This is a genomic window from Anaerotruncus sp. G3(2012) (genome assembly GCF_000403395.2).
Classification (GTDB): Bacteria; Bacillota; Clostridia; order Oscillospirales; family Ruminococcaceae; genus Anaerotruncus.
The window spans coordinates 1-13,925 of the sequence record NZ_KE159660.1 but is presented as its reverse complement, the minus strand read 5'-3'; the positions used below and the strand labels follow the sequence as shown (position 1 = coordinate 13,925).

11 protein-coding genes are annotated in these 13,925 nt (G+C 59.3%); all 11 read left to right on the top strand.

The genetic code is table 11. From position 1 onward, the window contains the following. Positions 1-429 precede the first annotated feature (429 nt). The 11 genes from fliQ to C814_RS10735 all read left to right on the top strand — a co-directional run bounded on the left by fliQ (position 430) and on the right by C814_RS10735 (position 13,585). A complete protein-coding gene (fliQ, locus tag C814_RS10790) occupies positions 430-696 on the top strand; it encodes a flagellar biosynthesis protein FliQ (protein ID WP_016317850.1) in 267 nt (88 codons plus the stop codon). A 28-nt stretch (positions 697-724) separates the two neighbouring features. Continuing rightward, complete coding sequence (locus C814_RS10785) at positions 725-1,462, top strand: flagellar biosynthetic protein FliR (RefSeq protein ID WP_022788312.1); 738 nt, start codon at positions 725-727, stop codon at positions 1,460-1,462. Positions 1,463-1,990: 528 nt separating this feature from the next. Then, entirely contained in the window at positions 1,991-3,076 is a 1,086-nt protein-coding gene (flhB, locus tag C814_RS10780; RefSeq protein WP_016317848.1) for a flagellar biosynthesis protein FlhB, read from the top strand. Position 3,077: 1 nt separating this feature from the next. Beyond that, complete coding sequence (gene flhA, locus C814_RS10775; protein WP_016317847.1) at positions 3,078-5,132, top strand: flagellar biosynthesis protein FlhA; 2,055 nt, start codon at positions 3,078-3,080, stop codon at positions 5,130-5,132. 642 nt (positions 5,133-5,774) lie between these two features. Beyond that, entirely contained in the window at positions 5,775-6,548 is a 774-nt protein-coding gene (locus tag C814_RS10770) for a sigma-70 family RNA polymerase sigma factor (protein ID WP_016317846.1), read from the top strand. Between the two features lie 6 nt (positions 6,549-6,554). Next, entirely contained in the window at positions 6,555-7,328 is a 774-nt protein-coding gene (locus tag C814_RS10765; protein ID WP_016317845.1) for a flagellar hook-basal body protein, read from the top strand. 582 nt (positions 7,329-7,910) lie between these two features. Then, positions 7,911-8,711 carry a flagellar hook-basal body protein gene (locus tag C814_RS10755; protein WP_016317843.1) on the top strand — a complete coding sequence of 267 codons (801 nt, stop codon included), beginning with the start codon at positions 7,911-7,913 and terminating at the stop codon, positions 8,709-8,711. A gap of 33 nt (positions 8,712-8,744) precedes the next feature. Next, on the top strand, positions 8,745-9,371 hold the full coding sequence (locus C814_RS10750) for a chemotaxis protein CheC (protein ID WP_016317842.1): 627 nt from the start codon (positions 8,745-8,747) through the stop codon (positions 9,369-9,371). Further along, the gene (locus C814_RS10745) at positions 9,368-9,856 is read left to right on the top strand and encodes a chemotaxis protein CheD (RefSeq protein WP_016317841.1); all 489 of its coding nucleotides are present in this window, start codon (positions 9,368-9,370) and stop codon (positions 9,854-9,856) included. Before C814_RS10750 ends, C814_RS10745 begins: the two co-directional genes overlap by 4 nt. 1,284 nt (positions 9,857-11,140) lie before the next feature. Next, positions 11,141-13,123, top strand: a complete 1,983-nt coding sequence (locus C814_RS10740) for a methyl-accepting chemotaxis protein (protein ID WP_016317839.1) — start codon at positions 11,141-11,143, stop codon at positions 13,121-13,123. Between the two features lie 12 nt (positions 13,124-13,135). After that, positions 13,136-13,585, top strand: coding sequence for a hypothetical protein (locus C814_RS10735; RefSeq protein ID WP_016317838.1), 450 nt, complete (start codon positions 13,136-13,138; stop codon positions 13,583-13,585). The last annotated feature ends 340 nt before the right edge of the window (positions 13,586-13,925 follow it).

Below are 13,925 nucleotides of genomic sequence, written 5' to 3'. Positions count from 1 at the left end.
AGTGCATTTAAGGGGCGACGCCCCTTAAAGAACCCCGCGCCCCCAGACAAACGCTCATGCTCAGGGCTGACTTGCACCCTCGGATGCCCCCAGACGTTCGCACGTTGTTTCACAAGTCGGGATCGATCGAGCACCGATGTGGAGGCGTTTTGCTTCTAGCCCGGGGCGAGTGGGCGTGGCCTGTCTGGGCAAAAAACAGGTAGAGGCGGGCTGTGACATGCGTGTCTTTTCCGCCCAGCCAAAGGCGGGCACCCTTCCGGGGGATACATAAGGGGGTTCCCCCTTATGTGTGCTTTTTACCTTGCTTTTTGCACAAGCAAAAAACAAGCCGTCCGCCCGGACGGGACCGGGCATTTCCTGCCGCTTGCGGCACACTTATCAAAAAAAGCAAGCTGCTTCGCAGATGTATAAAAAATGGTGGTGGTTTTTATGATGACACAAGGTCAGATCATGACCATCTTTCAGGAGGGGATGCTGCTGGCGATGAAGCTGGCCGCGCCGATCCTGGTGGCAAGCATTGCGATCGGACTGGTCATCGCGATTTTTCAGGCGGCCACCCAGATCCACGAGCAGACGCTCACCTTCGTCCCGAAGGTGCTGATTATCTCCCTGCTGCTCCTGCTGCTCGGCTCGTGGATGATGACCCTGTTCAGCGAGTTCATCCACCGGCTGTTCGCGCTGATCCTCACCCTCTAGCCCGGTGGGCGCGGTATTCGGCGCCGCATTGCCGGTCTATCTGCTCGTGTTCGTGCGGATGGTCGGGATGTTCGCCTTTAACCCGCTGTTTTCCCGCCGCAATGTTCCCGCCATTGTCCGCGCGGGGCTGGCGCTGGTCTGTATGGCGGTCATTGCGCCGGGCGTCCCGTACGCCCCGCAGGTGCAGGACCGGCTTGCCTCCGCCGTTCTGCTCGAACTTGTCATCGGGCTGGCCTGCGGGTATATCTTCCAGGCGTTTTACTATATGCTCTTCATGGCCGGCGATTTCATGGATATGCAGTTCGGCATGGCGATGTCCAAGGTGCTCGACCCGGGCACCAACCTACAGCTTTCGACGAGCGGAAGCTTCCTGAACATCCTCTTTTCGCTCTACTTTTTCGCCACCAACAGCCATTTGGTCATGATCCGGATTCTTTCCGCTTCGTTTGACCTCGTCCCTGCGGGCGGCAGTTCGTTTCCGGTCGGCCTGCCCGGCTATCTCATCGACCTGACCATCGAGGCGTTTTCGCTCGTCCTGCGCCTGGCATTGCCGTTTGTGGCGGTCGAGTTTGTGCTCGAGCTTTCGATGGGTATTTTGATGAAGCTGATCCCACAGATCCATGTCTTTGTCATCAACATCCAGTGTAAGGTGCTGCTCGCGCTGGTCATGCTCTACACCTTCGCCATCCCGGTCGGCACCTTCCTCGATGGTTATATCGAAGCCATGCTGGGGTATATGCAGAATACCTTGCAGGTGTTCCGCTGAATGAAAAGGTTTGCCGCCTTCCGGCGGCATGGGATGCGGGGTGTCCGGCCCCGCACGGGCGGTGGTTCTTTTTGTGCAGCGGTGCAGCACCTTACCTTTTTTGAGAGGTGTGCCGCAGGCGGCACAGGATGCCCGGTCCCGTCCGGGCGGACGGCTTGTTTTTTGCTTGTGCAAAAAGCAAGGTAAAAAGCACACATAAGGGGGTTCCCCCTTATGTATCCCCCGGAAGGGTGCCCGCCTTTGGCTGGGCGGAAAAGACACGCATGTCACAGCCCGCCCCGACCTGTTTTTTGCCGGCCCCGCCCCGCCCACTCGCCCCGGGCTGTGCCGCAAAACCCCACTACACAGTGCCCGAACAAACTGGCGCACAAAGCTTGCCGGGGAGGGGCACACGGGGAGGGGTCGCTGACCCCTCGCCCGTGAGGCAGCCCGCAGGGTCGTCGCGGCGAATGCCGCGCTTCGGGCCGCAGGCCCGAGAAGACCCGAGGAAGGCGCGGGCGCCTATCCGTTTGGTCTGGGGCCAAACGGATGCTGCCAGAAGGAGGTGGTTTTACGGCTGGCGAGAAAACCGAGAAGGCAACACCCAAGCGACGAAGGGATGAACGCAAAAAAGGCAACATCTTTCAAAGCAAGGAGGTCGTGACGGTCACGACGCTGCTGGCCGCGTTCTACGGATTCAAGCTGCTCTGGCCGCTCTTTTACAACACCCTCCGGCGCACCCTCCTGCGGGGGTTCGGGCTGATCTCCCAGGTTGAAACGCTCGACACCGCGCAGCTGCGGGTGCTCATGATCCAGGCGTTTATCGCGTTTGCGGTGGCGGCGCTGCCCCTGCTGATGATCGGCGGGCTGGTCTCGATCCTGTTCACTGTCGCCCAGACCCGCGGCCTGTTCGCGTGGGAGTCGCTCAAGCCCAAGTTCAACCGGCTCAACCCGATCGAAGGGATCAAAAAACTCTTTTCGCTGCGCGGGTTTATCGAGCTGCTGAAATCCCTCGCAAAAATCTTTATCCTCGCATATATTATCTACCGTTCCCTGAAAGACAGATTTATGCTCATGCCCCGTCTGATGCAGATGGAGGTGCCCGGCGCGATGGCCTATACCGGGGAGATCATCCTCGAGCTGGCGCGCACCGCGGCAATCATCATGGTGTTCGTGGCGGCGGCAGACTACCTCTACCAATGGTACGAATACGAAAAAAACCTGCGGATGTCCAAGCAGGAGATCAAAGAAGAGTACAAACAGACCGAAGGCGACCCGCAGATCAAGGGGAAGATCAAGCAGAAACAGCAGGAGGTCGCCCGGCAGCGTATGATTCAGGCGGTCCCCACTGCGGACGTCGTCATCCGGAACCCGACCCATTATGCGGTTGCCCTGAAATACAGCCCCGGGGAGCAGCTCGCCCCTACGGTGGTCGCCAAGGGCGCCGACAGCCTCGCCCTGCGGATTGTGCGGGTGGCGGAGGAGAACGGGGTCGTAACAATGGAAAACAAGCCGCTCGCGCGCGGCCTTTATGAGTCGGTGGACCTCGACCGGGAGATCCCCGAGCAGTTTTATCAGCCGGTCGCGGAAGTGCTCGCTTTCGTGTATAACTTGAAGAAAAAGGATTTGAACTAGTTTGAAGCTGTTTAACAACACAGTCTCGGTGTTCGTCATCGCTGTGGTCGCCCTCATCATCATACCGCTTCCAACCCCTCTGCTCGACTTTATGTTTGTGGGCAACCTCACCCTGTCCTTTATCATACTGCTGACCACCATGTACATCCGGGAGTCGCTCGAGTTCTCTATCTATCCCTCGATCCTCCTGATTACCACCCTGTTCCGACTGGCGCTCAACATCTCGTCCACCCGCTCGATCCTCACCAAGGACGGTTATGCCGGTGAAGTGGTCAAGACGTTCGGCGAGTTCGTCATCCAGGGAAACGTGGTCGTCGGTCTCGTCATCTTCCTCATCATCGTTTTGGTCCAGTTCCTGGTCATCACCAAGGGTTCGGAACGTGTCGCGGAGGTCTCCGCCCGGTTCACCCTCGATGCGATGCCCGGTAAACAGATGGCGATCGACGCCGACCTCAGCTCCGGCCTGATCGACGAACAGGAGGCGCGCACCCGCCGCTCGAAAATCCAGCGGGAAGCCGACTTTTTCGGCGCCATGGACGGTGCTACCAAGTTCGTCAAGGGCGACTCGATCATGTCGATCGTCACCACCTTCATCAACCTGATCGGCGGCGTGATCGTCGGTTTCATCAACAATGTCGGCAGCTTTAGCGAGATCATGAGCATCTATTCGACCTCCACGGTCGGTGATGGCCTGATGTCCCAGATCCCCGCGCTGCTCATCTCGGTTGCAACCGGTATGATCGTCACCCGCTCGGCTTCGGAGGCCAACCTCAACGAGGACATCTCCAGCCAGCTCTTTTCCCAGCCGCGGGTCCTCATCATGGCCGGCATGGCGATGCTCTGCACCATGTTTATCGGTTTCCCCAAGGCGCAGGTGACCACCGTTTCGATCGCTATGATCGCGCTCGGGCTGATCCTGATGCGGCAGTCGAGCGTGCGGCAGGCCGCCGCAGCCGCCACCGACGCCGGCCCGGTCCCGATGGAGGAGGTCACCAACGAAGCCGCCTTCTACAAAAACATCGACAACGTTTACAACCTCCTCAATGTCGACCAGATTTCGATGGAGTTCGGCTACAGCCTGATCCCGCTGGTCGATGAGGCGAGCGGCGGCAGCTTTGTCGACCGCGTGGTCATGTTCCGCAAACAGTTTGCCCAGGAGATGGGTATGGTCTTCCCGTCGGTCCGCCTCAAGGACAGCGGCCAGCTCAACCCCAACCAATACGCCATCAGCATCAAGGGGGAACAGGTCGCGCAGGGCGAGGTGCTGACCGACCATTACCTCGCGCTGATGCCCGCCGACGGCGACGACACGGTCGACGGCATCGAGACGGTCGAACCCGCGTTCGGCATCCCGGCCCGCTGGATCAGCGAGGACAAACGGGTCAAGGCCGAGCTTGCCGGTTACACCCTCATCGACCCGACTTCGGTCATTATCACCCACCTTTCCGAGGTGGTCAAGGCGCACGCCCACGAGCTGCTGAACCGCCAGGAGACCAACAACATGCTCGCCAACCTGCGCAAGTCCAACGAGGCGATCGTCAACGACACGGTCCCGGCCATCGTTTCGGTGGGCAACCTCCAGAAAATCCTCTGCAACCTCCTGCAGGAGGGCGTGCCGATCCGCGATACCGAGACCATCCTCGAGACGCTTGCCGACTACGGCGCAACCGTCAAGGATATCGACATGCTGACCGAATATGTCCGGCAGTCGCTGCGCCGGACGATCACCCACCGGTTCTCCGAGGCGGGCCAGCTCAAGGTCATCAGCCTGGATGGGAACATCGAAAACCAGATCATGGGTTCGGTCAAGAAGGTGGAGAGCGGTTCTTACCTCGCGCTCGACCCGCAAACCATCCAGGCGATTATCTCGTCCACCACCCGCGAGGTCGACAAGATCCGCGACCTCGTGCCTGTGCCGATCATCCTGACTTCCCCGATCGTGCGCATCTACTTCAAAAAGCTGGTTGACCAGTTCTATCTCAATGCGGTGGTGCTCTCGTTCAACGAGATCGACTCGGATGTCAAAATCCAAGCCCTCGGAAATATCACCATTTGACAGCTTGTGCAGCTGCGCAGCACGTTGCCTTTTTTATTAAGAGTGCCGCCTGTCGGCGGCAGGGGATGCGGGGTATTCGGCCCCGCGCGCCGAGCACCTTTTCGGATGCACGAAAAGGTACCAAAAGTGCACGTAAGGGGGAACCCCCTTACGTATCCCCCTCGCCCCCAGACGAAGCGCTCATGCTCAAGGCTGACTTGCACCCTATTTCGCCCCCAAGCACCAAAGCCGCATAGAATGCGGAGAACCGGTCGAGCACCGACGTGAAGGCGTTTTGCTTCTAGCCCGGGTCGAGTGGGCGAGGGTTGTCTGGCCAAAAAAACAAGTAGGGGCAGGCTCTGACATGCGTGTCGTTTCCGCCCTGCTTGGGGTGGGCTGGATGCCGGGGGGATACATAAGGGGGGTGGAACCCCCGCTTATGCGTGCTTTTTGCCTTTCTTTTTGCACGAGCAAAAAGAGAGCCGCCCGTCCGTGCGGGAACGGACATCCCGTGCCGCATCGCGGCACACATCTTTGAAAAAGGTGAGGTGCAGCACCGCTGCATAAAAAGAACCGCCGTCCGTGCGGGAACGGACATTTGGTGCCGCTTGCGGCACACCCCATCCCAACCCTTGAAGGGAGTGATGTAAACTGGATACCGCAGTGCGGGACCGTCGCAAGGAGGCGGAGGACCCCGACAAGCTGATGGAAGAATATAAGCAGACCGGTTCCCTCGATCTGCGCAACCAGCTGGTGATGCATTACAGTTACATCGCCAAATCGGTTGCAATCGAGATGAGCAATATGTACCACAAATACGCCGCGGTTGAGGAGATGGTCAACCAGGGGATCCTCGCGATCATCGACAGCCTCGACCGGTTCGACCCCGGACACGGTGTAAAGTTCTCGACCTATGCATTTACCAAGGTCAAGGGCGCGATCATCGACTATGTGCGCAAGCAGGATTGGCTGCCCCGCCGGGTGCGCCATAACGCAATCCGGCTGAACAACGTGCACAACGAGCTGACCCTCTCGCTCGGCCGCACCCCCACCCGCGCCGAGATGGCCGACCGGATGGGCATGAAGCCGGAAGAGCTGGACAAATGCGTCTATGAGGTTTCGGGGGAGAGCATCTTTTCCTATGAATCGCTGCTGGTGGACGGCGCGCAGATCGGCGGGCTGCTCTGGCAGAGCGACAACCGCGACTCCGACCCCGAAAGCCGGGTGGATGCGCAGGAGCTGCGGCAGCAGCTGATCGAAGGGATTGACGCGCTCAACGAGCAGGAACGTCTTGTTCTTTCGATGTATTATTACGAAAACTTGACCATGAAAGAAATTGGCGGTATACTGGGGGTAAGCGAACAGCGGATTGGCCAGATCAACCGCAAGCTGATCCAGAAACTGCGTGACAAGCTCGAACGATATATGAAAGGTTGAGGCTATATGCTGAGAGGATTCTACACCGCCGCATCGGGTATCCTGATGCAGGAGCGGACGCTGAATGTGCTCACCAACAACATGGTGAACTCCCAGACCCCCGGGTTCCGCGCGTCCCGGGTGGTGAGCACCACGTTTGACCAGGAGTTTATGACCCGTTATGAGCGGATGAACGGTCCGAGTGCGATCGGCGTGGGTTCACCGATCCGGGTGGTTTCGGATGTGCCGACCCAGTTCGACCCGAGCTCGCTCGAGGAAACCGGCAGGCCGTTCGATGTGGCGATCAACGGGGACGGGTTTTTCAACTACCAGGTCACCGACGCCGAGGGCAACCAGACCCAATACCTCGGGCGCAACGGGAATTTCGATATCGACGCCGAAGGGTTCCTGGTGCTGCCGGGGGTTGGCCGGGTGCTCGGCGAGAAAGGCCCCATCCAGTTTGAGGAGCTGCATACCGACTTTATCATTGAGACCGACGGCCAGGTCTACGACGCAGAAGGCACCGTGATCGACCGCCTGCTCATCACCCAGCCGCCCCAGGACGCAAAAATGGTGGTTGCCGAAAACGGGATGTTCCAGGTCGAGGATATCGCCCTCAATGAGCAGATCAATGACCGCACCATCCTCGTGCAGGGCTGGACCGAGCGGTCCAATGTCGACCTCAACCGCGAGTATACCCTCGCCATCGAGGCCCAGCGGGCGTTCCAGGCGTGCAGCTCGGCGCTGCAGATCGTCGATAAGATCAACCAGAAGGCTGCGCAGCAGATCGCTTCGCTGTGATTTTTGTGCAGCTGCGCGGCACGTTGCCTTTTTTGTGCAGCTGCGCAGCACCTTGCCTTTTTAAGAGGTGTGCCGCAGGCGGCACCGGGATGCGGGGTATCCGCCCCCGCGCGGCGGGTCCCTTTTCGGATGCACGAAAAGGGACCAAAAGTGCACATAAGGGGGAAGCCCCCTTATGGAACCCCCGGAAGGGTGCCCGCCTTTGGCTGGGCGGAAAAGACACGCATGTCACAGCCCGCCCCGACCTGTTTTTTGCCCAGACAGGCCCCGCCCGCTCGACCCGGGCTGTGCCGCAAAACCCCATTACACAGTGCCCGATCGGGCCGAGCCAGCCAGCTCGCCGGGGAGGGGCACACGGGGAGGGGTCGCTGACCCCTCGCCCGTGAGGCGCATCCTGCCCGAGCGTCGCGCGTAAGCGCGCTTCGGGCTGAAAGCCCGAGAAGCGAAGGGCGTTGTTTTGGTCTGGAACCCAAAACAACATGCGCCCGGTGACCGATCGGGCCGAGCCGGTTCGCAGTCCGGGCCAAAGGGCCGGGAAGCGAAGGGCGTTGTTGCAGAATTATAGAAACGAGGTGCTCGATTTTGAATATCGCATTTTACAACGGAGTATCGGGTCTTGTGACCTTCCAAAACGAGATGGACATTCTCTCCCACAACATCGCCAATGTCAACACCAACGGGTACAAGGCGTTCCGCGGGATGTTCAAGGAACTGCTCTATAACGAGATGTACGTCAACCCGGACGACGGCGGGCAGGCCGCTGCCGAAGCCGCGCAGGCGGGGCAGGAGGAATATGAGGAGCCGTTCGGCAGCCGCCATCTGAACGGGCATGGGGTGCGCCTGGAGCAGGCGAACCTGGTGTTCCGGCAGGGGAACCTGGTCTCGACCGAGCAGAACCTCGACCTTGCGCTGGTCGGGGAAGGTTTTTTCGCGGTTGAGCGGCGGGACGGCACCGTCCAGTATACCCGCAACGGCGCTTTTGACATCGGGCTGGAAGGGGAGAAGAACGGCTATCTCGTCACTTTCGACGGTTCGTTCGTGCTCGACGCCAAGGGCGCGCGCATCAAGCTCGACCGGGAGCCGAACGGGATGTTCAACACCAAGAACCTGACCGAAAAGGTGGGGGTCTACGTTTTCCCGAACCCGTACGGGGTGGAATCGGTGGGGGAGAACAACTACCGCGAAACCGAGCTTTCCGGCATCCCCGAAGCCCCCGACAAGGACAAACCCTACCGTATCGTCAGCGGCGCGCTCGAGCGCTCGTCCACCGACCTTGCGGAGGAGATGACCAACGTGATTGTGACCCAAAAAGCCTTTTCCTTCAGCGCAAAAATGGTGCAGACCGCCGACGAACTGGAGCAGACGGTCAACAGCCTGCGATAAACAGACAATCATTTTAGGGAGGATTTCAATAAGATGGATTACGAGAAAATGGACAGTCTCCAGATCGATGTTTTGCGGGAGATCGGGAATATCGGTTCTGGCAATGCGGCTACCTCGCTTTCGGAGTTTCTGAGCTGCCCGGTGAATATCGGGGTGCCATCGGTTCAGATCCTCGATTATGACCAGGTCGTGGAGGCCCTGGGCGGCCCCGAAACTATGATGGTCGGGCTGCTGCTCCAGCTTGAGGACGATATTAAGGGAATGATTATGTTCCTGCTCCACAAGGAGTTCGCGCATATGGCGCTTAGCGCGCTGATGGGCGATATGTACAACAGCTTTGACGAGATGGACGAGATCAGCGCCTCGGCGATGCAGGAGGTCGGCAATATCATGGCCGCGTCCTATGTCAACGCGATTGCGGATATGACCGGCCTTTCGATCAATATTTCGGTGCCGTCGATCTGTATGGATATGGCGGGCGCTATCGTCAGCGTGCCGGCGGTCTACTATGCGGACATCAGCGATAAGATCATCTTCATTGGGGACGATTTTGTCCGCGACGACAGCCACCACGCGGCAAACTTCAACAGCCACATCCTGATGATTCCGGAAAGTGACTCCCTTGAAAAGATTATGACAAGCTTGGGGATAGAGATATGAGCAAAACGGTAACAGTTGGCATTTCAGATCTGAATGTGGTAAAAGCTCCCGACACGCTGGTGACCTATGCGCTGGGATCATGTGTGGGAATCTGTATGTACGACCCAGTTACCAAGGTTGCAGGACTTTCCCATATTATGCTGCCTTCCAGCTCGCTTACCGGAAGCGACCCAAAACAGGCGATGCGGTTCGCCAATACCGCGATTCCGATGCTGCTGAAAAAGATGGAATCCGCGGGGGCGCAGCGGCCGCGGATCAAGGCGAAGATCGCGGGGGGCGCGCAGATGTTTTCGTCTACAGGCAATTCTGCGATTTCCAATATCGGGCAGCGCAATATTGCCGCGGTGAAACAGGCGCTCGCAACGCTGCGAATCCCGATTATTGCCGATGATACAGGGAAAAATTACGGCCGTACCCTTTATCTCACCGCTGAGGACGGGGTCATGCGGATCAAATCTGTCAACCGCGGGGAATGGACCTATTAAGGGCTGTTTGAGAAATCGAAATTACTGTCTTTTTACATAAAAAGAAGCATCTGCCGCGTCAAAAATGCGCAGGGTATATCCGGTATCCCTGTGCTTTTTCCCTGCGCTTGTTCATTTTTTTACGAAAGATCTGGTTGTTCCTTCTGCCTCAAACAGGCTTGGATCAGAATCCAGTACCCATGCATATTTAAAAAAGGGCTGTCTTGCGGCAGCCCACATTTTCTGCGGCAACAAGGCCCCGGAAGTTTGGATTCCAGGGTGCGGGGCGTTTTGGGTTCCAGACCAAAACGCCCCCACGCGCGGCTTTCTCGCGCAGGCGCGAAGCGCGGCCAAGGCCGCGACAGCCGCTCGGCGCACCCCACAAGAGGGACTGAGGGCAACGGAAGTTTGGATTCCAGACCAAACTTCCGGGGCGCAAGCGCCCTTCTTCGGGGGACTTCTCGGACCTGCGGCCCGACGCGCGCTCCGCGCGACGCTCGGGCAGGATGCGCCTCACGGGCGAGGGGTCAAAGGCAGCATCCGTTTGGCCCCAGACCAAACGGATAGGCGCAGGGCGCCTTCCTCGGGTCTTCTCGGCTAGCGCCGAAGCGCGGCATACGCCGCGACGACCCTGCGGGCTGCCTCACGGGCGAGGGGTCAGCGACCCCTCCCCGTGTGCCCCACCCCGGCAAGCTGGGAAGCCCGGCCCGATCGGGCACAGAGTAGTGGGGTTTTGCGGCACAGCCTGGGGCGAGTGGGAGGGCTTGTCTGGACAAAAAATAGGTTGAGGCGGGCACTGACATGCGTGTCCCTTCCACCCAGCCAAAGGCGGGCACCCTTCCGGGGGATATATAAGGGGGCTTCCCCCTTATGTGTGCTTTTTACCTTGCTTTTTGCACAAGCAAAAAACAAGCCGTCCGCCCGGACGGGACCGGGCATCCTCTGCCGCTCGCGGCACACCTCTTAAAATAAAGTAACGTGCTGCACCGCTGCACAGAAACAGTCCCCGCGCGGGGGCGGACTCCCCGCATCCCAGTGCCGCCTGCGGCACACATCTTATCAATAAAGTAACGTGCTGCGCAGCTGCACAAAAAGCTCCCCCCGCCCGGAAGGGAGGGGCCCACGGGGAGGGGTCGCCGACCCCTAACCCGTGAGGTGGCCCGCAGGGTCGTCGCGGCGTATGCCGCGCTTCGGCGTTAGCCGGGAAGACCCGAGGAAGGCGCGGGCGCCTATCCGTTTGGTCTGGCGCCAAACGGATGCTGCCATAAGGTGCTGCACCGCTGCACAAAAAGGAGTAAGGTAGCCTTGACAAGCATTCGCAAAAAAATTGTCGCCAATACGGTTGCAATCGTCCTGATTCTTGCAGCCACGGTGGTGGGAATTCTTTTCGTGACCACCCGATATATGACGGAATCCATCATGCTTAATGTGTTGAAACCTTTGGTGCGCACTGCCTCACAGACGGTGGAAGGCAACCTGCACCTGCTCGCGGACCGGCTCTATCTGATTTCGGATAACCACGAGCTGACGAATCCCCAAACCCCCCGGGACGAGAAAAAGGCCCTGCTTGAGCGGATGGTTTCGGGGATTGAGTTCCTGTCGCTCACCCTTTATGACTCTGACGGTTACCGGGAGATGGGCGAAGGGGACGCCCCGGCTGACATCAGCGGCGAAAGCATTTATAAAAAGATGAAGGAGACCGGCTATCTGGTGATCGACGACACCCACACCCTTGCAAACGGGGACCTTCAGATCACGATCGGCACACCGGTTCTGGATAGCGAGGGCAATACGATCTCCTATCTGGTGGGGTGTTATAAATATGATGTGCTCAACGATGTGATGACCAACATCAACCTCGGCCGCACCGGCGGAGCGTATATCTTCAACCAGGAGGGCCGGCTGATGGCCAGCCCCGATCGGGCGAAGGTAGCGGAGGGCTCGAACGTGCTTGCCGGCCTCGACCAGGGGGAGGAGCTTTACGACCGGATGGCCCGGGCATCGACCGGGGAGATCGGCGCGGCGCGCCTGAAGATGAACGGCGAGGCCACTTTTCTGGCCTACGCGCCGGTACGGGGCACCAACTGGACGATCTGCATTGCGGTGCCGCGCGCCGACTTCATGCAGATCGGCAACAGAGCGATCCTCTGGACCCTGCTGGTGGTCCTGCTGCTCCTTACAGCAGCGCTCATCCGGATCAGAAGGTTCAGCCGGAAGATTTCCGATTCGCTGGGCAGTGTCACCGGGCGGATCCAAAGGCTGTCCGAGGGCGACCTGGCCAGCCCGGTCGAGGTGTTTTCCACCCGCGACGAGGCCGAAACCCTCGCGGCTGCGCTGCGTGAGACGGTCGGCGACATCAATGGCTATCTCGGCGAACTGCGCGACACCCTCTCCCGGCTCTCGGAGGGGAATCTGGATGTTACGGTCAGCGGGGAATTTGCAGGGGATTTTGTGGTAATGAAGGATTCCCTGAACCGGATCATTGAATATCTCAACAACGTTATGAACGAGCTGCAAACAGTCTCCGCCAACATTCTGAGCGAATCGCTTGAGCTTGCGGGCGGCGCCCAGCGGGTGAACAATTCGTCCGAGCGTCAGGCCGCTTCGGTGACCCATCTGAGAAGCGAATCGGACACGATTTTCAGCAATATCCGGATGGTGAACGACCATGCACAGCAGGCTGAGGTGCTGATGGAGCGGGTCAACGACCAGCTCGCCCAGGGCGGCAGGCAGATGGAGCTGCTGCTCACCGCGATGGACCGGATCGACAGCAATGCGAAAGAGATCGGCAAGATCGCCAAGCTGATGGAGGATATCTCGTTCCAGACCAACCTGCTTGCCCTGAACGCTTCGGTTGAGGCGGCGCACGCGGGCAGCGCGGGCAAGGGATTTTCGGTGGTGGCCGAGCAGGTGCGCCTGCTGGCCAACCAGAGCGCCGAGTCCGCACAAAAGACAGGCGAAATGCTCGAGCACTCCCAGCGCCAGGTGGCGGAAGGCCTGGACTTCGCAAACCAGAGCGCCCGCACGATGGGAAAGATCGAGGAGATTTCCAAAGAGGTCACCAAAATCATGGAGGGGCTGGTCAGCTCGGTGCAGCGGCAGGAAGGCGCGCTCGATGAGATCATCGGCGAGATCAACGAGATTTCCAGCCTGAGCGATCAGAACCTGAACGAGAGTGCGGAGGCCGCTGCGGCCAGCCAGCAGATGACCCAACAGGCCGAAGCGCTCAAGCGGATTTCCGAGCAGTTTAATCTGCGCAAAAACCAGAGCGACAGCGTACAGGTGTAAGGAGGGATTTGGATGAAACGCAGAATTTGCAGCCTGGTGCTGGCGGCGGTGATAGCCTTTTCCGCCGCCGGATGCAACCAGAAGGGCGACACTCTCAACGATGGGTACTACACCGCGCGGATGTCGGACTATTCCCACGGCTGGATGGAGTTTGTGACCATCTGTGTCAGTGATGGGCACCTGGTCTCGATCGAGTACAACGCCAAAGGCCCCAGCGGATACCTCAAATCCTGGGATATCCCGTATATGCGCACGATGGGGGGCCTGAACGGCACCTATCCAAACGAGTACACCCGCAACTACGGGGCGCAGTTCCTTGAGGCGGGCGGCGACGTCTCACAGGTGCAGGCCATCGCCGGGGCAACCAGCTCGTATAAAAATTTCGTGCGGCTCGCGGATGCCGCTGTCGGACAGTCCCGGGCAGGGGATTCCTCGGTCGCGGTCGTCGAGGCCCAGTCGTGACAATGTCCATTTGCTTCCAGACCAAAACAACGCCCTTCGCTTCCCGGGCTTTCAGCCCGGACTGCAAGCCGCAGCGACCCCTCCCCGGCAAGCTTTGTGCGCCAGTCCGGTCGGGCACTGTGTAGAGGGGTTTTGCGGCACAGCCCGGGTCGAGTGAGTATGCCCTGCCTGGGCAAAAAACAGGTCGGGGCGGGCACTGACATGCGTGTCGTTTCCACCCAGCCAAAGGCGGGCACCCTTCTGGGGGATACATAAGGGGGAACCCCCTTATGTGTGCTTTTTACCTTGCTTTTTGCACAAGCAAAAAACAAGCCGTCCGCCCGGACGGGACCGGGCATCC

Bases quoted from the DNA above. Each gene is read 5' to 3' on its own strand.
- C814_RS10765 (WP_016317845.1), top strand. From the start codon at position 6,555: ATGCTGAGAGGATTCTACACCGCCGCATCGGGTATCCTGATGCAGGAG.
- C814_RS10750 (WP_016317842.1), top strand. From the start codon at position 8,745: ATGGATTACGAGAAAATGGACAGTCTCCAGATCGATGTTTTGCGGGAG.
- flhB (WP_016317848.1), top strand. From the start codon at position 1,991: ATGCTGCCAGAAGGAGGTGGTTTTACGGCTGGCGAGAAAACCGAGAAG.
- C814_RS10735 (WP_016317838.1), top strand. From the start codon at position 13,136: ATGAAACGCAGAATTTGCAGCCTGGTGCTGGCGGCGGTGATAGCCTTT.
- C814_RS10745 (WP_016317841.1), top strand. From the start codon at position 9,368: ATGAGCAAAACGGTAACAGTTGGCATTTCAGATCTGAATGTGGTAAAA.
- fliQ (WP_016317850.1), top strand. From the start codon at position 430: ATGATGACACAAGGTCAGATCATGACCATCTTTCAGGAGGGGATGCTG.